This is a genomic window from Psychrobacter sp. APC 3279, assembly GCF_030407795.1.
Classification (GTDB): Bacteria; Pseudomonadota; Gammaproteobacteria; order Pseudomonadales; family Moraxellaceae; genus Psychrobacter.
The window spans coordinates 1-19,498 of record NZ_JASDCR010000007.1 but is presented as its reverse complement, the minus strand read 5'-3'; the positions used below and the strand labels follow the sequence as shown (position 1 = coordinate 19,498).

Sequence of the window (19,498 nt, the reverse complement as noted above, 5' to 3'; positions counted from 1 at the left end):
ATTATAAAATGATATCTATATAATGATGCACCAATGGAGACGTGGCAGAGCGGTTGAATGCACCGGTCTTGAAAACCGACAAGGGTTAATAGCCCTTCGAGAGTTCGAATCTCTCCGTCTCCGCCAAATTCGAAAAAGCCCCAATCAGCAATGATTGGGGCTTTTTTTTATGGTATTGATAAAAGTATTCATTAGTACCTTCTATAAAATCCTCAATAGTAGGTTGTACAGCTACTTCACCAGTGAGTTTTCAAATTCGATTGTCTGATCGTCTACTAAGATAAGCATGCCTTTATTAATCTCGATAGTGATGCCACTAGCATTTTTGATAGCGCGCATGACATTGATATCCTCAATGCTGCTTTCAATAATGATCTTGCCAGACTGCTCTGGTGCGATAGGTGGATCAAACGTTGTCAAAGGCACATTAAAGTTTTTGCCCTTTGTAAGATTGGCATCTTTCATGGTCAGCGTCCCTTTAAAACTTTTTATCGCGCCTTTGCCATGATTGGATAGCATAAACTGCATTTTGACCTGATTTAAGCTATCGCTATCACTGGTTTTTACAGGTAGTAGGGCGACAGGATACATCTGTGCAGTAGCGTGAGTCGCTTGACCTTTGACAATTGGGCTTTTCTTACCCGTTGGGTTGTTTGGATGCAGCCGCTCGTATTCACGCTGTTGTATCAGCGCTTGCTTAATAGTGGTGCGCGGCATGGCTCCTGATTCATAAGCGTCGCTCAATTTCATACGCAGCATATATCGGCTGAGTACTTGTTGATCGGCCTCAGACAATTGCTCAAAAGTTTGGCCTAACTTTTTTTGCCATTGGTCAGAATCTGTCGGTATGGTTGTTTTACTTGGATCAGTCTGCGGCGATGAGCAGCCAGTCGCAATCACTAGCATTGCTACCGTCATGGTTGAAAACAAAGTTTTGTTGAAACGCTGATGTAGGCCCGTCATCGTACCCCTCCTTACAGATCTTTATTATGTTAAAACCTTATAAATAGTCGCGACTATATGCTTAATATACCTTGTTTAAACCTCTGTTGTGTTTAGTTATGGCTAACTAAAACCGCAAATATCGCAGAGTATTTAAAAAAATATGTACTGAGAACTAGATGGAAGCAGGGCGTAACAAGAGGAGAGTTAGAGAAATATCAGTAATGCTTTAACTTTTATAACAGCCACAAAAAAAGACCAAGCTCGCGTTAGCAAACTTGGTCTTTTTTATTTTAATACTATTCAGCAGCGATACTATTGATGAGCAACGATACTATTAATTGTTTAATCGTTGTCTTGCAACTCAGATAGCGGATGAGTGATGTTATTATTATGCGTCACTACAATCGCTTCATCAATAATATGCTGGCTAACACCGCGCTTACGTAGCGTTTCGATGAATACTTCATCATGGGCAAGCGTATAATCCTGATGGTCACGATCCAAGCCCTGACGAATATAAAGACGAATAAGCCCTTGAATGCGCTTAAAGCCCAAGTCTGATGACGTCGTTTCTAATAGGCCAATCATTTCTTCAGACAAACGAATACTAATCGGGCGCATAATCTTTTGCGGATGATCAGAAAACTTATTTTTTATACGTACAGGTATCATAATAAACCATTACTTTTAGTGAGTAAGAGCGAAGCACTCAAACAAAAACGAACCCAATCAAAACTAATCTTACCATACAACAAAAATGTCTAAAAGAACACCACAGCCGTGCTAATATTATTAGAAGTAAATATAAAAGACGCAGCAATAAAAAAACCTCCATCAAATTATGATGAAGGTTTTTAGTATATGGCTCTCCAACCTGGGCTCGAACCAGGGACACACGGATTAACAGTCCGTTGCTCTACCAACTGAGCTATTGGAGAATAGCTGGTCATAACAGCAAGTTATTGACGCTTTATATTAAAGCAGTTAATTAGCTTGTTTGCGTTATGTGGGGCACATTTTAGCCAAGTCACTACAGGCTGTCAACCTTATTATGCGTTTAATTATAAATATTATCGCAATTATTGAAAATTAACGCCAATCCCTTATCAGATAGGCTATTTCAAGGCAGAACTCAATAGAAAATGACGATAAATATGCTTTAGAAATAAAATGTGCTTTAGAAATAAAAAATATTTTCAGAAAATTTTATACGGCACCTGGACAAACGATAAGAATATAGAACCAGACGTCGATTCGGCAAAGTAAAACTGGATTTAAGGCTTTGTGTTTTTGAATACAAGGGTGGTGCGATACCGTTTGACACAATAAAGTTGCAAGACAGCCCTTCACATTGGCAGTAGAGTTCTATAAAATACCGACCATGTGGTTTCTTTGCTATGTTTTTTCATAGCATGCGTTGAACAAAAGCGGGTGTTCTAAAGATGAGTCCTACTACGATTGCTTACGGTTATCTGACTATTGCCATTATATGCGAAGTGGTGGGTACGACTTTTTTGGTAAAGTCAGAACAGTTCACTCGTTTGGTGCCAACTTTGATGATGGGCGCGCTTTATGCAGTTTCATTTTATCTATTGGCTCAGACGCTCAAGACCATACCGTTAGGCATTGCGTACGCACTGTGGGGCGGGCTTGGGATTGTGCTGACGTCACTCGCTGGTGTGGTGCTATTCAAGCAAAATCTTGATACAGCAGCAGTGGTCGGTATCGCGATGATCGTCGGCGGTGTTGTTGTGATGAACTTATTGTCTAATTCTGTGGTGCATTGATATGGAAAATGCTTATAAGCGTAAAAAACAGCCAGAAGTTGTTCGTCGTGCGTTGTTAGATCAGGCAGCACGTATCACGTTAGAGCAAGGCTTATCTAAAGTGACGTTTCAGGCAGTCGCTGATGCGGTTGGGGTGACAAAGGGTGGCGTGATGCATCATTTTTCTACTAAGAACGCACTCGTTCTAGAAGTCTTCAATGATGCAATGGCTAAGTTTGAGGCAGAAGTAAACGCAGCAATGGCTGACGATCCTGTTAAGTACGGTTCATTTACCCGCGCTTATATAGATGCCACTATCAGCCTCGGGGAGCAAGGGCAGGAAGAATACGATAATCAAGCAACCCTATATGTGCTGATGCTAGGTGATAGCGAGCTGCGTGAATTGTGGGCTAAATGGGCGAACGAGCAACTCAAAAAACATGCGGCAACGGATAATACCGAGACATTATGTATGGTTCGCCTCGTCGCTGATGGTATTTGGCTCTCAGACTTTTCAGGTATCGATATCGCAGACAAACAATCATTACGTGATCGCTTGATAAAAATGACGCAACAAGACTTTGATTTATAAAATAATTTTTACTTTACTACTTAAAGACTAGATTTCGAAACTTAACTAACGACTACGCCTTTCGGCCTGAGTACCTTTGTATAGGTACTTTTGCCAATCGTCCTAAGGAAAATTTATGACTGATTTTAATAATTTGACAGATATTATCGATTTAGACCAAGTACAAACAGCCTATATTAACGGTCGTTATCTAGCGGTTGACGAATCGCTGACGACTTTTGAAGATATCAATCCAGCCACTGGTGAAGTATTGGCAACGATTCAGCAAACGAGCAATGAGCAGATTGATGAAGCTGTAAAAGCCGCACATAAAGGTCAAAAAGTTTGGGCGGCGATGACAGCGGTCGAGCGTGGCCGAATTTTATCAAAGGCTGTTGAGATATTGCGCGATCGCAATGATGTGTTGGCACTACTTGAGACCAAGGACACAGGTAAAGCTTACTCTGAGACGAAGTACGTCGATATCGTCACTGGTGCTGATGTCGTTGAATACTATGCAGGTCTGGCACCGATGATTGAGGGTCGTCAGATTCCATTGCGTGATACTAGTTTTGTATACACTCGCCGTGAGCCACTTGGCGTGGTCGCGGGTATTGGCGCATGGAACTATCCGATTCAAATCGCGATGTGGAAAGCGGCGCCTGCACTGGCTGCTGGTAATGCGATGATTTTTAAACCATCAGAAGTGACACCGTTGACGGCATTGAAACTGGCAGAGATATTGACCGAAGCTGGATTGCCAGATGGTGTGTTTAACGTCGTACAAGGTAACTATGAAGTGGGTCAGGCGCTGACTGAACACCCGGATATCGCCAAAGTATCGTTCACAGGTGGCGTACCGACTGGCAAGAAAGTCATGTCGAGCGCGGCAAGCTCATCTCTAAAAGACGTAACTTTGGAGCTTGGTGGTAAATCACCTTTGATCATATTTGATGATGCAGATATTGATACTGCTGCTGACATCGCTATGATGGCCAACTTCTACAGTACTGGTCAGGTATGTACCAACGGTACGCGCGTATTCGTCCCTAAAGCGCTACAAGCTAAATTTGAGCAAGCCATCTTAACCCGTGTTGAGCGTATTAAGCTAGGCGATCCAATGGATGAGAACATCAATATGGGTCCGCTAGTTAGCTTCCCGCATATGGAAAGAGTGCTTGGCTATATTGAACAAGGTAAGAAAGGCGGCGCACGTCTGCTAACAGGTGGCGAGCGCGTTACGACAAACGAGCTTGCAAACGGCGCATTTGTCGCACCGACAGTATTCACTGATTGCACTGATGATATGACTATCGTACGCGAAGAAATCTTTGGCCCAGTGATGTCGATATTGACGTACGAGACCGAAGAAGAAGTTATTCGCCGTGCCAATGATACCGATTATGGCTTGGCCGCTGGGGTTGTGACTGCAGATCTAAAACGCGCACATCGAGTCATCGCTCAGATTGAAGCTGGCATCTGCTGGTTGAACACGTGGGGCGAGTCGGCAGCACAAATGCCAGTAGGCGGCTACAAGCATTCTGGTATCGGCCGCGAAAACGGTATCGAAGCGCTCGAACACTATACTCAGACCAAATCTATCCAAGTAGAGTTGGGTGCGTTTGAATCTGTCTTTTAATCAATCTTATTGAGAAAAACGAAGCCAGTAAGGTTGCTTATTAGCTTTAATTTAGCTTTTTTAGGACACCTTACTGACCCTAAACGATTTATGTTTTTTCAATATTATGGAGTATGTTATGACATCAACCACACCTGAGTATGACTATATTATCGTCGGAGCAGGCTCAGCAGGAAATGTGCTGGCCACACGTCTGACCGAAGATGCCAATATTAAGGTACTGCTGTTAGAAGCAGGTCGTCCAGACTATCGTTTTGACTTCCGTACCCAAATGCCAGCTGCGCTTGCAATGCCATTGCAAGGGACGACTTATAACTGGGGTTATAAGACAGATCCTGAGCCATATATGAATAACCGTGTCATGGACTGTGGCCGCGGTAAAGGGCTAGGTGGCTCATCGCTGATTAACGGTATGTGCTATATCCGTGGTAATGCGCTAGATTTTGATGACTGGTCTAAGATAAAAGGTCTGTCAGACTGGACATATTCTGATTGCCTGCCTTATTTTAAAAAGCTAGAAAACTGTGACGCTGGCGAGAATGACTATCATGGCGTGGGCGGACCTGTTGAAATGACTACCTCAAAGCCAGGGGTCAATCCACTGTTCCAAGCGATGATTGAAGCGGGCGTACAAGCAGGCTATCCACGTACCGAAGATCTAAACGGTTATCAGCAAGAAGGTTTTGGTCCGATGGATCGATTCGTGACGCCTAATGGTCGCCGTGCATCAACAGCACGTGGCTATCTTGATCGTGCCAAACCACGTAGCAATATCACGATTTTGACAGGTGCATTGACTGATGTGATTTTATTTGACGGCAAGCGCGCTGTCGGTGTCAAAGTCGAACACGAAGGCCAGACCAAAAATTTCCATGCCGCTCGTGAAGTGATTGTCTCATCTGGTGCGATTGCCTCACCGCAACTACTGCAGCGTTCAGGTATCGGTCCTGGTCAGTGGTTAAAAGACGCTGGCGTGACTGAAATATTGGATCTGCCAGGTGTCGGTAATAATTTACAAGACCATCTAGAGCTATATATGCAGTATGAATGCAAACTACCAGTGTCAATCGCGCCTGCCAATAAATGGTGGAATAAGCCTGCGATTGGCGCAGAATGGTTGTTCAATGGCACAGGTCTGGGTGCGTCTAACCAATTCGAAGGTGGCGGTTTCATCCGTACGGATGAGAAGTTTACCCATCCAAATATTCAGTATCATTTCTTGCCACTAGCCGTACGCTACGATGGCCGCAGTGCTGTGAAATCACACAGCTTCCAAGCACATGTCGGCTCACTGCGCTCACCGAGCCGTGGTCGCGTCAAGCTAAAATCACGTGATCCGAAAGCACATCCAAGTATCTTGTTTAACTACATGTCGCATGATCAAGACTGGCAAGAGTTCCGTGCTGCAATGCGTATCACGCGTGAGATCATGCATCAGCCAGCGCTTGATCCTTATCGTGGTCGCGCGATTGCACCGACTGATGATCTGGTCACCGATGCCCAATTAGATGAATACGTACGCAATCATAGTGAGACGGCTTATCATCCATCTTGTACCTGTGCGATGGGCGAAGATAACGATTCGGTAGTAAACGGCGAAGGTCTGGTACATGGTATTGATGGCTTGCGAGTCGTCGATGCATCTATCATGCCAAACATTATTAGTGGTAATCTCAATGCTACGACTATTATGCTCGCCGAAAAAATCGTCGACAAGATGAGAGGCGTACAGCTGCCACGTTCAACGGCAGATTATTATGTGGCCAATGGTGCACCGCTGCGCTCAGAGCCAATGCGCGATTATCTCTCGACGATGTAGGCTGCAATATAAGCCTGCATACAGGATACTGAATAAATAACGATATGAGAAAATTTTAACCAAAAGGCCTTTCCAAGTAGAGGTCTTTTCTATCAGCGCTAACGTATTAGAATAATGAATACCGTTCAGGTTGAATTTGTTTATAGTTTTATTAGCTTTTTATTTATTGGTACTGCTTTGTCCGTCATGCGGTTGGTTCCACGTTATACGGTTATAGATCATCAGTCTACTATTAGACGATGCCGGACAAAGCAATATCGGACCCTGTTTAATTTACCTATTGAGGTCTTTTATGTACAGTTCGCCATCACAAGATGTGACGAAACCTCTGACCCTAAACAAAACGGTGTTTATGGGCTCAGCTATTATTTCTATTTTATTGATAATCTGGACCATCGCTTTTCCAGATTATAGTGAGGCCTTGTTGAGCGCGAGCATGACTTGGGTATCAGACAAGTTTGGCTGGTATTATATGTTGGTGGTTGCCGCTTATAGTATCTTTGCGTTGTTTGTTGGTTTTTCTAAGTACGGCGATATAAAGCTTGGTCAAGACCACGAAAAAGCACAATTTCCGTTTTTAGCGTGGGCAGCCATGCTGTTTTCAGCGGGTATTGGTATTGACCTGTTGTTCTTTGGTGCCTCTGAGCCTTTGATGCATTATTTGACCCCGCATACAGGCCTAGAGCCTGCGAGTGCTGAAGCCATGCGCGAAGCACTTGCTCAGACTTTTTTGCACTGGGGTCTACACGGTTGGGGTATTTATGCGCTGATCGGTATGGCGCTGGCTTACTTTGCTTATCGCAAAAATATGCCACTCGCGCTACGCTCGCCGCTGACACCGATATTTGGTGAACGCTTAATCAAAGGTTGGTTAGGCGATGGTATTGATACCTTTGGTGTCGTCTGTACGTTGATGGGTATTGCGACTAGTTTGGGTATTGGAGTATTGCAGGCAAATGCTGGCTTGACCCATGTGTTCGGTATCGAATCTAGCAAAATGGTTCAGGCGCTCATCATTGTGGGCGTTGTCGCGGCTGCTGCTGTCTCTGCGATGACAGGTGTCGAAAAAGGCGTTCGTCGTCTATCTGAATTCAACATGCTGTCGTCAATACTGTTGTTGCTTGCCATATTGGTAATGGGCAATACGGTGTATCTATTAAATACCTTTACTCAAAATATCGGTCAATATTTCCAAACCATCATTCATAAAACCTTTGACGTTTATGCCTATGACGGTGCTGCTGGTGCCGAGTGGAAATCTTGGTGGACGATATTTTTCTGGGCATGGTGGGTTGCTTGGGCACCATTTGTAGGTCTATTTATTGCGCGTATTAGCCGTGGCCGTACGTTGCGCGAGTTCGTATTTGGCGTGATGTTCATTCCGCTTGGGTTTATTTTTGCATGGTTCTCTATTTTTGGTAATTCAGCGATAGATTTGGTTGCCAATGGCGCAACAGAGCTGGGCGAAATCGCGGTCAATGATGCGGCAATGGGCATGTTTGCGCTGTTTGAATATTTTCCTTACAGTGAAGTATTGTCATTTGCGGGTGTGGTTATTGGTCTTATTTTCTTTGTGACTTCTGCTGACTCAGGCGCGTTAGTATTAGCGAACTTGAGCTCAAGAGGTATGACCAATGATACCGATGCTCCTGTTTGGTTACGTCTGTTTTGGGCAGCAGCGACTGGTCTTATTACCTTAGGATTATTGTTTGCAGGTGGTTTTTCTTCACTACAGTCTGTCTCTGTCATTGCAGGTTTGCCATTCTCTATTATTCTTGTGCTTTACATGATGTCTATGTGGAAGTCGCTAAAAGAAGAAGGCAACAAGCGTAAAGCCAGTACAATCGGCACGGCAAATGTGTTGGACAGCGGGAAGAGCTGGAAAGCGCGCTTGCAACGTATTGTGAGCTTCCCAGGCCATGCACAGGTTGAAAAATTCTTGCATACGGTCGTGATGCCAGCGATGTCTGAGGTCGAAAAAGAGTTTAAAGCAGGTGGTCTCAAAACCTCATTAGATACCAAAAACCTTGCTAGTATCGGTGAAGGTATCGATGCAGGCATGGACCAAGACAGTGGTCAGGTAGACGGTCTAAAACTGCGTGTCGGTCATGGCGATGAAGATGACTTTATTTATGAAGTCAATCTGATTAAAGCTCATCGTCCTAATTTTACATTGAGCACATCTACTAAGCACGCAGAGTATTACTACCGTGCGGAAGTGTTCTTAAGCGAAGGCTCGCAAGAGTATGACTTGGTTGGCTACTCAAAAGAGCAAGTATTGGTTGATATTTTAAATCAGTATGAGCGTCATTTGCAGTATCTGCATTTAGAGCGTTAATCCGGTACACTTTTTAAGTAAAACTATCAGTAAAAATGCCCCCATAAGTTGAACGCAGCTTATGGGGTTTCTTTTTATGAATAACTATTTATAAATAACTGTCGTTTAAGTTGAGGATATATCCCCAATAAGTGGCAAACAAGCACCGCAGATATAAGGTAAAATTCCCTAAGATTAAATTGATCGACTGATACGCTGCAACGTATTAGCAAAGGATACATGTGTGAACAAATTAAAGTACATAGCGCATTACTCAGAACAAATTCAAACTCAAGCTGCTCAGCTTATCAGTGAAGGTAGGTTGGGCGAGTATCTGGAAAAAAAGTACCCGACTCAACATCAAATCCAAAGCGACAAAGCGCTCTATCAGTATATAAATGAGATAAAAACTCAATACATGCGTAAGATTGGTCAGCTATCAAATGTCAGCTATAGCAGTAAATTAAAAGTTTTAAAACATGCACTGGGTATCCATACGACGCAATCGCGCGTACAGGGGAGTAAGCTCAAATCGCATAATAGCATCACGGTAGCTAGCCTATTTAAAGACGCGCCGCCAGAGTTTTTGCGCATGATAGTGGTGCACGAGCTTGCCCATTTCAAAGAGCATGAGCATAACAAAGCGTTTTATCAATTATGCTGCCATATGGAGCCTGAGTATCATCAGTTCGAGCTGGATACGCGACTGTGGCTGCACTGGTGCGAGTTGTAACCCTAATATAGTCAAGTCTATATACATCCGCTACATCGTCATCCTCGCTTGAAGTATCAAATATACATCTACACTCGGTTGCCTTGTACTACTTTTAAATTGAATCGACTATAGTATGAATAGCAACCTTCATAAGGTTCGTAGTAATGTTAATAACAGCCATATAAATATCGTGTCCTTTTCTGTGGCGATCATCTGAGCCGCTAGGGCGTGTCCTCAATTCAATTGATCATATCTAAACGGGCTAAAAATGGCTAAATTTTGCCAAAAATTGTTAAATAGCTGGTTAATATCCCGATATGACCTGCGCTATTTTCCTTGTTTGACTGCAATTCATCTCATTTTTATCACCATTTTTAAAATGAGGACACGCCCTAGAATTACGTTATAATCCTAACCAAATAATCTATACCCCAAGTCAATAAAAGGTTGTAAGCAATGATTAATACCAAAATATATAAATCTATTTATAAATTGGCAGAAGAGTTACTAGAGGCTGACCGTATCGGTAATCAAGAAAAATTTGATGCGTTTTATGCTGAGCTAAAAGCCATCTGTACGGATAACGAAAACAGAGACAAAGATCATCCGGAGCAATGGGAAACGCTTGCTGACTTTACAGAAGATTTGGACGAAGCGCTGGTCATTTATGACAAAGCACTAGCCAAAGCCACGGCGATCAATTCAAAAGATCATCTATCGTCGATTGCTTTTTCTATGGCGGTGTTACAGCTTGAGACAGGTAACAAAGAAGCGGCCATTCAAAGTCTACAAAATGCCAAAATCACGGCAAATAAGATTGAAGATAAAGAGTTTAAAGTTGAGATAGATGAGATGCTTACTAAGCTATTGGCAGAGTAGTTTTGATTATAGTTAGTCCTCCAAAAATTGGGTACGGTGTCAGTCTCGCTTAGCTTACTACTTGTCGTACTTTCACTAGGCTTCCTTGTATCCAAGTTATATTGAACCGACTATAAATAGAGCAATCCGATATGCAAGACATACCTGTGGTAATCGTTGGTGGTGGGTTGAGCGGATTATATGCTGCCTTCTTATTAGAGCAAAAGGGTATAGCGTATAGATTGCTAGAGGCACGTGATACCTTGGGTGGTCGCATTGTAGTTGCTAAATATTCAGATGTACATACTGCGAACAACAGTGCTAATGTCGATCAAGCAGAATCAAGCGCAGCATTTGATTTAGGGCCGTCATGGTTCTGGCCTGATTATCAAACGCAGTTAAGTACACTTATTGAATCGTTAAATTTATCACGTTTTGCGCAGTTCGAAGAAGGCGATATGATGATTGAGCGCGCTGCCAATCAGCCACCTGTACGTATGCAAGGTTATAAAAGCGCACCACCTTCTATGCGTCTAGTCGATGGTATGGCCTCTTTGATCGAGGCTTTATATGCTCGCCTAGATGCTAGTTGTATTATGACCAATCAAACGGTAAGGCAGTTGAACAAGACGTCTCAATATATTGAAGTACAGAGCGAAGATACTTCTGGACATGTGACCGGACATGTGACGACGTTCCGAGCGCAGCATGTGCTACTTGCGTTACCGCCTCGATTGGTAGAAGGTCGGATAGCATTTCAGCCAGCGCTACCGCAAGACTTAAGTGAACAGTGGCGCGAGACAGCTACTTGGATGGCGCCCCATGCCAAATACATTGCTGTTTATGAATCACCATTTTGGCGAGATGTTGGTCTCTCGGGTGCCGCGCGTAGTGCAATAGGGCCGCTTACTGAGATACATGATGCCTCTACGCTAGAGGGCGATGGGGCATTGTTTGGTTTCTTTGGTGTTCCTGCTCAAGTACGTCAGAGTGTCTCTGATACGGTGCTAAAAGAACATTGCCGTGCCCAGTTAGTGCGACTATTTGGTACGCAGGCAAGTACTCCAAAAGCTGAATATCTCAAAGACTGGGCACAAGATCCATTAATAGCGATGCCTGCTGATGCTAGCGGTAACGGTCAGCATGCAGTAGCACCGCAGTCCAAGCCAAAAACAGGCGTGTGGCAAGACTGTCTAACAGGTTGTGGTAGTGAGTGGTCAGCGCAGTTCCCTGGCTATGTCGCTGGGGCAATTGATGCAGCAACCGTCGCTGTACAAAGCATACCTGCTGACATTTTGCGCCAGTAGCTATTAGGGTGCTGTTGTAAGCTATTATAAAAGCCATCCAACATGACTAAGAAAATTCGTCATCCAATAGGATAGTCGATGAATGACTCGCTCACACAGAAAACTTCTCGCAAAACTACTTGGCTGGTGCCTTTTGTTTGTCTGCTTGCAGGAGGTGCACTTACTGGTATCTCAACCAATGTGGCAAAGTACGCTATCGATGTCGGTCTGACCCCATTAGGGTTTTTGTTTTGGTCGATTACTGGCGCTGCTGTTATTTTATTTATGATAGCGCTCATCAGAAAAGAACTCCCTCCTCTTAATGCTCGTAGCTTAGAGTATTATTTTGTCGCGGCGCTGGTCAGCGTCGCGGCCGCCAACTTATTATTATTCTCTGCCATTCCTCATGTGGGCGCAGGTTTCGTCGCCTTAATCCTCTCATTGCCGCCACTGCTAACGTATCTTGGTGCGCTGATACTACGTATAGAGCAATTTTATATTGTCCGTGCGCTTGGGGTCATCGCAGCACTCATCGGGGCAGGAGCATTAGCCGTGCATAAATTCTCTGCGCCAGATTCTAGTGTATTTTGGATTTTAGTCGCGCTTTGTGGTCCAGTGCTACTCGCTATTGGCAATATATATCGAACGTTACGCTGGCCTGATAATGCGTCTTCTGGCGCACTCGCTCCAGGTATGTTGATTGCGGCAGCGTTGCTGCTAGGTTTATTCAGTATGATGTCAGATTTGTCTATTGCTGTATCTTTAGAGGACTGGCTACCGCTAAGCATGATAGCTATACAAGCAGGCGTATTTACTGGACAGTTTTTACTATTATTTCTATTGCAAAAGACAGGTGGGCCCGTGTTGCTAAGCTTACTAGGTGCGGTAGGGGCCATTGTCGGCGTACCTGTCGCTATTTTTTTGCAGGGGGAAAGTCCACCAGAAGGTTTGTTTTTAGGCGCTACTTTAATTGCGATTGGTGTGGCATTAGTCACATGGGGCGGCGTAAAAATGTCGACGGTCATAACAAAAGAAGAATGAAGGGCGCTTAGTAAACGTGCCAATGGGCAAGTACATCAATAAAAGATCTATAATCGTGTAAGTATTTGATAACCCATTTTAATTACTCATACAGCTTATATTGATTCCATAATTGGTTACGATTATCTCAAATCAAATTTTGTGAATAGGGCAAAAAAGGAGTATAAGTATCGGGGTTATTGTTGTCATGGATTCAGGCTATGAATGCAGCCACGCGTTATCGATTATTGAATAATGTTACGATTCTGATAAGTGTCATTGGGGTCGTTGTTGCTTTGTTGGATAGTGGTTTTACACTACCAACATGGCTCCAGCAAGTGTTCCATATTTTCTATTTGGTCATTATTTTTTTGAGCTTTGTGGTGACGGTTGGCCGTTATATCTACACAAATAAGCCGTTCACGCTTAATAAAGTGGCGGTATTCGATGCCTTTACCAGTATCGCTATTATTATTTTACTTGCGGCACACTTTACTGACCTAATGCGTTTTGGGTTGTCTGCCGCTGTTGATGGCTTCGTCGCCATCAAGATAGCCGTGTTTGTCACCTTCATTCGTGAACTGTCTGATCACGAGTTCAATCTTAATCGTACCTTTCTGCATCCTGCGCAGTTTTTTATTCTAAGCTTTTTGGCGGTGGTGCTGATAGGCGCCCTGCTGCTAATGATGCCTAATGCCACAACGCAGCCGTTATCCTTTGTTGATGCGCTCTTTACCGCGACCAGTGCGGTTTGTGTGACAGGACTTATTGTGGTGGACACGGCGACCCATTTTACGACGTTTGGACAGGCCATTATTATGGGCTTAATACAAGTCGGCGGCTTAGGTATTTTGACATTTGTGACTTATTTTAGTTACTTTTTTAAGGGCGGCGTCAGTTATGAGACGCAAGCCAGTATCAGCGAGATGTCGTATATGCGCGGTATGGGCAACGTAGTCTCGACCTTGAAGTCAATCTTATACGTGACTTTCGGTGTTGAAGCAGTAGCAGCGGCACTGATTTATATCAGTATCTATGATATACCCGATATGAGTTGGTCTGAGCAGTTGTTCTTTTCGATTTTTCATGCAATTTCAGCTTTTTGTAATGCGGGGTTTTCGACCTTTAGTGCTGGCATGTATGACGATTCGCTACGCTTTAATTACCCGCTACAGCTGATCGTGGCGATGACCTTTATCTTTGGCGGTATGGGTTTCACTATTGTGGTCAATGTACTGCGCTATCTACGGCATCGCATTGAGCGACTACTGTATCGTCATGATCAACGCTATTTTTATCAGCCTTGGTTGCTCAACATCAATAGCCGCATTACCTTGATTACGACTGGTGCGCTATTGCTGGTCGGTCTGGTTGGGGTAATGATATTTGAATACGATAATGTGCTCGCTGACCATACCAGTATTTTTGGTAAGCTGGTCACAGGATTCTTTACCGCTGCCACGCCGCGAACCGCAGGATTCAATGTGATTGATATGGGTGAGCTTGCATTCCCAACGATCATGCTGACGATATTTTTGATGTGGATTGGTGCGTCACCAAACTCGACAGGGGGCGGTATTAAGACCAGTACCTTTGCGATTGCCTTATTGAATACACTCAGTCTAGCCCGTGGGCAAACGAAGATCGAGGTGTTCAAACGTCAAATTGCGGAGATCTCCGTGCGCCGCGCATTTTCTATTATGTGGTTGTCACTGCTGGTCATCGGTACGGGTGTGACGCTCATTAGCTATGATCAGCCAGAGCTTGATTTGATCAAAGTAGTGTTTGAGTGTTTTTCAGCATACAGTACAGTAGGGCTGAGTTTGAATCTAACAGCAGATTTGTCAGATTTTAGCAAAGTGGTGATATCGGTCATTATGTTTGTTGGTCGGGTCAGTATGCTAACGATATTTATTGCGCTACTCAAAAACATGCGCCAACGCAATTATCGCTATCCAACTGAGGAAATTACGATTAACTAAATTTTTATACATAAATAATTTTACGTTTAGAAGCGAAAAATATAGTTTAAAAAAGGTCATCAAGGTTATGAAGTATATTATCGTAGGATTGGGGAATTTTGGCGCGTCACTAGGCTCTGCATTGACTAGCCAAGGGCATGAAGTGATTGGCATTGATAGCAACATGCAAAGGGTCGAAGCCTATAAGGAAGTTATCTCTCATACGCTTTGTATGGATGCCACAGATGAGTATACCGTAAGCGGCTTACCCATCATTGATACTGACATCGTCATCGTGGCAGTTGGCGAAGATCAAGGCGCAAACGTGATGGCAACGGCGTTATTTAAGACCCTAAAAGCAAAACGGTTGATCAGCCGCAGTATCAACCCACTACACGAAAAAGTCCTACAGGCTATTGGGGTGGACGATTTGATTCATCCTGAAAAAGAAGCGGCCAATCGCTGGGCCAAACGACTGTCGCTACGTTATTTTGTCGATTCATTTGAGTTAAGCGATAACTTCAGTATGGTAGAGATTAATATTCCAAGTGTATTGATCGGTAAGACCATCGATGAATTGCAATTGGAGCAAAAGTTCAATATACGATTGCTTAGTACCTTGCGCTATGAGTATTATGAAGACAGCTTTGGTCGTACTCAGAGCAAACCGAGCATCCAAGGGTTAGCAACACCGGAGCAAGTATTAAAAGACCACGATGTTTTGGTTATTTATGGCGCGAACAAACACATCAACCAGTTCTTACGTAGCGTGGGTGTGAAAATCAAATAACGGCTTACCATCGTAGTGACATGAGAAGACACAGGGGAAATCTATGAATAAGCGCAGCGCAGTCGTTCTATTGGTCACCGCTATGGCGCTCCTGTCTGGCTGCGATCCGTCCGCGCAAGATCCGAACGTCACCCTGTCCGAAAATCAGCAAGATCCGATTGAGGCGTTAGAGGTGACCTCCAATGTCGATCGCAGCGAGTTTAGCTATAAAGAAACCTTTTATGTGCCCATTTATTCGGATATTTATACCGATAAAGACAATCGTAAAGTGTTACTGGCTGCGACGTTGAGCGTACGCAATACCACGTTGGAAAAATCACTATATATCAATAAAATTGATTATTACGATACCGATGGCGCCCTTGTCAAATCCTATATAGACAAGCCAATCGAGCTACCAGCGATGGCCACGCTCAACTATATCGTTGAAAAAGAAGAGAATAAAGGCGGCGCTGGTGCTAACTTTATTATCGAAGTCGAAGGCGCGGATGACACCGTCAAACCTGTGATCGAAGCGGTCATGATTGGTAATTTTAGCAACAAAGGCTTTGCCTTTAGTACAGAAGGCACGCCGGTGATACATTGATATATGTATAGTCGGTGCGTAATTTAAAGTATTAAAAAAGCACCATAGCATAGGCGAAAATAGTTTCTACTTTGCTAACTAGCGATGATCGTATAAATGAATTAAGCGAATCAACATGGACAGTTCAATTCAAGGAAGAGTTATGTCTGCAACCAAAGAAGAAATCAGCGCCTTTATGGCATTGGAGTTTCCTCAAACCAAATGCGTCGTCGAGGCGGTCAGCGAAAATGGCGCGACCTTATCGCACGAGATCGGCATAAACGAGCTGCGTCCCGGTGGCACAGTTTCGGGACCGGTTATGATGGCCGTCGCTGATGTCGCTATCTACGTCGCTATCCTCGGAAAAATCGGCATCGTTCCATTGACCGTAACCACGAGTCTGACCATCAATTTTTTGCGTAAGCCCTCAGCAGAAGCGCGTATTATCGCCAAATGCACCTTAATGAAAGTAGGGCGTACGCTGATAGTTGGGGAGGTCTCTCTCTATTCAGAAGGATGTGATGATATGGTGGCTCATGTGGTCGGCACGTATTCTGTCCCGCCTAAAAATCAAATGTCATAGTATTGAGTTTATTAAGTTAATTGAACTCGCTTGTGTGTGAGCTTTATTGGCATGAAGGTGTTTTTTAAAGATTTTTCATAAAGTTTTGAGACTATGAACTATTAATACTCATAAAGCAAAGAGATTGTTTTTAGTCTAAATTTATAATAGATAGCGTACTCTATTTATAGGATATAGAACAATAATCTACTTTTGTAAAATGACTGGGAAAATGGTTGGATTTTAAAATATTTTAATAAAATTAATAACTTAAAGGGTTTTTTTTTGAGTAAAAATCGACGAATGGTCGATAAGATGGCTTGATTTAACTATGGTTAAGTCCTAAAAAACAGTATTATAAAAGATATAAAAGATATAAAAGATATAAAAGATATAAAAGATATAAAAGAGTCAAGAAAGAACTCATTAGAGACTTATCCAGTCAAAATGACCTTGGGATAATCTTCGATAATCAAACAGCCTAGCATGCACTTACATCAATCGAATTAAACGATAAAAAGCAAAAGGTAGAAATATGAACACTATCATGGTTAAGACAAATAATGCGACTCAAACCGTAGCCGAAGTGGCCGTTGTCACTAAAGATGGAAAACCAACCGTCATCCAAGCTATGGAGAAAGTCAATTACGAGTTCCATGATATGGCGATCGGTAGAGCGCCCAATCATATTATTACCAAACGCATCAAAAATGATCTGCACGTCTCATTTGAAGAAGACGGCAAAGACAGTGACTTAATTATAGAAGGTTTTTATGACAGTGCAGACAGTGCCTTAGTCGGTATTGCAGAAGATGGCGACTATTACTACTACATTCCAGATACTGGCGAAACCTACGATTATGTGACTCAATTGGCAGCAGGCGACGTAGAAGGACAGGCGTTAGGCGGTGAAGAATATGTTGCGGCGGCAATACCGTGGTGGATACCTGTCGCTGCAGGACTTGGATTGGCAGGTTTGATTGCGGGTATCAGTGGCGGTGGTAGTGATGATCGTCCTGAACCTGCGCCCATAGTCAGTCTCAGTGGTGTTAAAGGCTTAAGTGAAGCAACGGCAACGAATGATGCAAACACTGCGCTATATAGCGTTACTCTAGATAAGGCCAGTGATGTTGATACCAGTGTGACAGTCACCATTACGCCTGGTTCTGCCGATGGCGGTGACTATACGGCACCAATGACGCAAACCATCACGATTCCAGCAGGACAAACCTCTGTTAATTTTAGCATACTAATTGTGAATGATAACGTTTACGAAGGTGCTCAAAGCTTTATGGTTGCTATAACCAGCGTCAGTGCTGGTAAGGCCACTATTGACCCTGTTAAAAGCGTTGTTACCACGACTATCTACGATGATGGCACCATTGACGGCACGATACCAGTAGACCCTAATGACCCAACAGTGGGTGATGACACGCCAACTGTAAGCATCAAAGGTACAGTAAGCCTGAGCGAAACAGCTGCTGATGGTAGTGTTAATAGCGCAACGTATACCGTGAGCTTAAGCAATCCAAGCGCAGTCGATACGACTATTAGCTATATTATTAGCAATGGCAGTACAGAAGGTAGCGATGACTACGTTGCACCAACTATAAAGACTGTCACGATTCCTGCTGGGCAGACCTCTGTTGATTTTAGCTTACCAATGGTAGATGACAATATTTACGAAGGTGCTGAGGACTTTACGGTCACTATCACTGGTACCACTGCTGGTACAGCTAACATTAGTGCGGATAATGACAGTGTCACCACGACTATCTATGATGATGGCACCACTGATGGCACCACACCAGTTAATCCTGCTGACCCAACAGTAGGGAATGATATCCCCGTGGTCAGCATTAGCGCAACCGATGCGCAAGCGATTGAAGGCGTGGACAACACCCTCATCTTTAGCGTGACTCAGACCAACCTTAGCAACCTTGACACCACCGTTAACGTGAGCTTGGGTAATAACAACACCGTCGAAGCCGCTGACATTGCCAGCATCAGCTACACCAATGCTGATGGGGTTTTGGTGACGCTAGACAAACTGTCTGACATCCAAACCTTCCTAGCGGATGGTGCAACGGTCAACATACCGGCAGGCAGCCTCAGTGCACCTGCTATTACGGTCACTGTGATTGATGACGTTGTGTATGAGCGCTCAGAAGAGCTTGTGCTTAATATTGCCATACCGACAAGCAGTCCAACGCCTGCCACTGTTGGTACAAGCACTGCCACTGGCGTCATCCTTGATGAAGACCAGCGCGTCAACACCAACAACCCGAACAATCCAGATGATGTGAATGATGAGGTCGATGGCGACAAGCCCGTCGTTACCGTCTCTGCTGCTAGTGCTGATGAGGGTAGCGATTTGGTTCACACCGTGACCTTATCAAACCCAACTGAGGTAGCGGTCAGCTATCCGTTTGCCATCACCGATGGTACTGCAACTGCAGGGAGTGATTATGACAGTGCAACACCGCCTGTCTTTAGTGTTCCCGGCATTGTTTATGATGCCGCTACCGGCACCATCACCATCCCAGCAGGAGTGACGAGCTTTACCGTCAGCTACGAAACCACAGATGACGCGACAGACGAGCTTACTGAGACCACCACGGTCACCATCGGTACTGGCGTCGGTATCGGCACCATCACCGACAATGATGATGCACCTATCATCA

16 protein-coding genes and 2 tRNA genes are annotated in these 19,498 nt (G+C 43.9%); 15 read left to right on the top strand and 3 right to left on the bottom strand.

Annotated elements, in window-relative coordinates; all coding sequences use genetic code 11:
* Window positions 1–35 precede the first annotated feature (35 nt).
* Window positions 36–126 (top strand) — tRNA-Ser (locus QL898_RS04805).
* A 105-nt stretch (window positions 127–231) separates the two neighbouring features.
* Here the strand turns inward: QL898_RS04805 and QL898_RS04800 are convergent.
* The 3 genes from QL898_RS04800 to QL898_RS04790 form a co-directional block, all read right to left on the bottom strand.
* Window positions 232–963: a hypothetical protein gene (locus QL898_RS04800; protein WP_290175988.1), complete on the bottom strand. Its 732-nt coding sequence runs from the start codon at window positions 961–963 to the stop codon at window positions 232–234.
* 324 nt (window positions 964–1,287) lie between these two features.
* Complete coding sequence (locus QL898_RS04795) at window positions 1,288–1,617, bottom strand: hypothetical protein (protein WP_057761113.1); 330 nt, start codon at window positions 1,615–1,617, stop codon at window positions 1,288–1,290.
* A 190-nt stretch (window positions 1,618–1,807) separates the two neighbouring features.
* Window positions 1,808–1,883 (bottom strand) — tRNA-Asn (locus QL898_RS04790).
* Between the two features lie 504 nt (window positions 1,884–2,387).
* Between QL898_RS04790 and QL898_RS04785 the strand changes: the two genes are divergently transcribed.
* The 14 genes from QL898_RS04785 to QL898_RS04720 form a co-directional block, all read left to right on the top strand.
* The gene (locus QL898_RS04785) at window positions 2,388–2,732 is read left to right on the top strand and encodes a multidrug efflux SMR transporter (RefSeq protein ID WP_057761111.1); all 345 of its coding nucleotides are present in this window, start codon (window positions 2,388–2,390) and stop codon (window positions 2,730–2,732) included.
* Window position 2,733: 1 nt separating this feature from the next.
* Window positions 2,734–3,303 carry a TetR/AcrR family transcriptional regulator gene (locus QL898_RS04780; RefSeq protein WP_290175987.1) on the top strand — a complete coding sequence of 190 codons (570 nt, stop codon included), beginning with the start codon at window positions 2,734–2,736 and terminating at the stop codon, window positions 3,301–3,303.
* 115 nt (window positions 3,304–3,418) lie between these two features.
* On the top strand, window positions 3,419–4,921 hold the full coding sequence (betB, locus tag QL898_RS04775; RefSeq protein ID WP_290175986.1) for a betaine-aldehyde dehydrogenase: 1,503 nt from the start codon (window positions 3,419–3,421) through the stop codon (window positions 4,919–4,921).
* 118 nt (window positions 4,922–5,039) lie between these two features.
* The gene (gene betA / locus QL898_RS04770; RefSeq protein WP_290175985.1) at window positions 5,040–6,740 is read left to right on the top strand and encodes a choline dehydrogenase; all 1,701 of its coding nucleotides are present in this window, start codon (window positions 5,040–5,042) and stop codon (window positions 6,738–6,740) included.
* A gap of 292 nt (window positions 6,741–7,032) precedes the next feature.
* Window positions 7,033–9,078, top strand: coding sequence for a choline BCCT transporter BetT (betT, locus tag QL898_RS04765; RefSeq protein ID WP_290175984.1), 2,046 nt, complete (start codon window positions 7,033–7,035; stop codon window positions 9,076–9,078).
* Between the two features lie 223 nt (window positions 9,079–9,301).
* Window positions 9,302–9,790: a M48 family metallopeptidase gene (locus QL898_RS04760; protein ID WP_290175983.1), complete on the top strand. Its 489-nt coding sequence runs from the start codon at window positions 9,302–9,304 to the stop codon at window positions 9,788–9,790.
* Between the two features lie 438 nt (window positions 9,791–10,228).
* Entirely contained in the window at window positions 10,229–10,651 is a 423-nt protein-coding gene (locus QL898_RS04755; protein ID WP_290175982.1) for a tetratricopeptide repeat protein, read from the top strand.
* Window positions 10,652–10,782: 131 nt separating this feature from the next.
* On the top strand, window positions 10,783–11,937 hold the full coding sequence (locus QL898_RS04750) for an FAD-dependent oxidoreductase (RefSeq protein ID WP_290175981.1): 1,155 nt from the start codon (window positions 10,783–10,785) through the stop codon (window positions 11,935–11,937).
* 78 nt (window positions 11,938–12,015) lie between these two features.
* The gene (locus QL898_RS04745) at window positions 12,016–12,957 is read left to right on the top strand and encodes a DMT family transporter (RefSeq protein WP_290175980.1); all 942 of its coding nucleotides are present in this window, start codon (window positions 12,016–12,018) and stop codon (window positions 12,955–12,957) included.
* A gap of 200 nt (window positions 12,958–13,157) precedes the next feature.
* Window positions 13,158–14,918: a potassium transporter TrkG gene (locus QL898_RS04740; RefSeq protein ID WP_290175979.1), complete on the top strand. Its 1,761-nt coding sequence runs from the start codon at window positions 13,158–13,160 to the stop codon at window positions 14,916–14,918.
* Window positions 14,919–14,985: 67 nt separating this feature from the next.
* The gene (locus tag QL898_RS04735; protein ID WP_290175978.1) at window positions 14,986–15,687 is read left to right on the top strand and encodes a TrkA family potassium uptake protein; all 702 of its coding nucleotides are present in this window, start codon (window positions 14,986–14,988) and stop codon (window positions 15,685–15,687) included.
* 43 nt (window positions 15,688–15,730) lie between these two features.
* Complete coding sequence (locus tag QL898_RS04730) at window positions 15,731–16,273, top strand: DUF3124 domain-containing protein (RefSeq protein WP_290175977.1); 543 nt, start codon at window positions 15,731–15,733, stop codon at window positions 16,271–16,273.
* Between the two features lie 142 nt (window positions 16,274–16,415).
* Window positions 16,416–16,835, top strand: a complete 420-nt coding sequence (locus tag QL898_RS04725; protein ID WP_290175976.1) for a PaaI family thioesterase — start codon at window positions 16,416–16,418, stop codon at window positions 16,833–16,835.
* A gap of 514 nt (window positions 16,836–17,349) precedes the next feature.
* Window positions 17,350–19,498 (top strand): Calx-beta domain-containing protein (locus tag QL898_RS04720; RefSeq protein WP_290175975.1); only part of this gene is annotated, 2,149 nt, incomplete at its 3' end.

What these genes read in the sequence shown, in the direction of transcription:
- QL898_RS04800 (WP_290175988.1), bottom strand. Translation starts at nt 963, where the DNA reads ATGACGGGCCTACATCAGCGTTTCAACAAAACTTTGTTTTCAACCATG.
- QL898_RS04795 (WP_057761113.1), bottom strand. Translation starts at nt 1,617, where the DNA reads ATGATACCTGTACGTATAAAAAATAAGTTTTCTGATCATCCGCAAAAG.
- QL898_RS04785 (WP_057761111.1), top strand. Translation starts at nt 2,388, where the DNA reads ATGAGTCCTACTACGATTGCTTACGGTTATCTGACTATTGCCATTATA.
- QL898_RS04780 (WP_290175987.1), top strand. Translation starts at nt 2,734, where the DNA reads ATGGAAAATGCTTATAAGCGTAAAAAACAGCCAGAAGTTGTTCGTCGT.
- betB (WP_290175986.1), top strand. Translation starts at nt 3,419, where the DNA reads ATGACTGATTTTAATAATTTGACAGATATTATCGATTTAGACCAAGTA.
- betA (WP_290175985.1), top strand. Translation starts at nt 5,040, where the DNA reads ATGACATCAACCACACCTGAGTATGACTATATTATCGTCGGAGCAGGC.
- betT (WP_290175984.1), top strand. Translation starts at nt 7,033, where the DNA reads ATGTACAGTTCGCCATCACAAGATGTGACGAAACCTCTGACCCTAAAC.
- QL898_RS04755 (WP_290175982.1), top strand. Translation starts at nt 10,229, where the DNA reads ATGATTAATACCAAAATATATAAATCTATTTATAAATTGGCAGAAGAG.
- QL898_RS04750 (WP_290175981.1), top strand. Translation starts at nt 10,783, where the DNA reads ATGCAAGACATACCTGTGGTAATCGTTGGTGGTGGGTTGAGCGGATTA.
- QL898_RS04745 (WP_290175980.1), top strand. Translation starts at nt 12,016, where the DNA reads ATGAATGACTCGCTCACACAGAAAACTTCTCGCAAAACTACTTGGCTG.
- QL898_RS04740 (WP_290175979.1), top strand. Translation starts at nt 13,158, where the DNA reads ATGAATGCAGCCACGCGTTATCGATTATTGAATAATGTTACGATTCTG.
- QL898_RS04735 (WP_290175978.1), top strand. Translation starts at nt 14,986, where the DNA reads ATGAAGTATATTATCGTAGGATTGGGGAATTTTGGCGCGTCACTAGGC.
- QL898_RS04730 (WP_290175977.1), top strand. Translation starts at nt 15,731, where the DNA reads ATGAATAAGCGCAGCGCAGTCGTTCTATTGGTCACCGCTATGGCGCTC.
- QL898_RS04725 (WP_290175976.1), top strand. Translation starts at nt 16,416, where the DNA reads ATGTCTGCAACCAAAGAAGAAATCAGCGCCTTTATGGCATTGGAGTTT.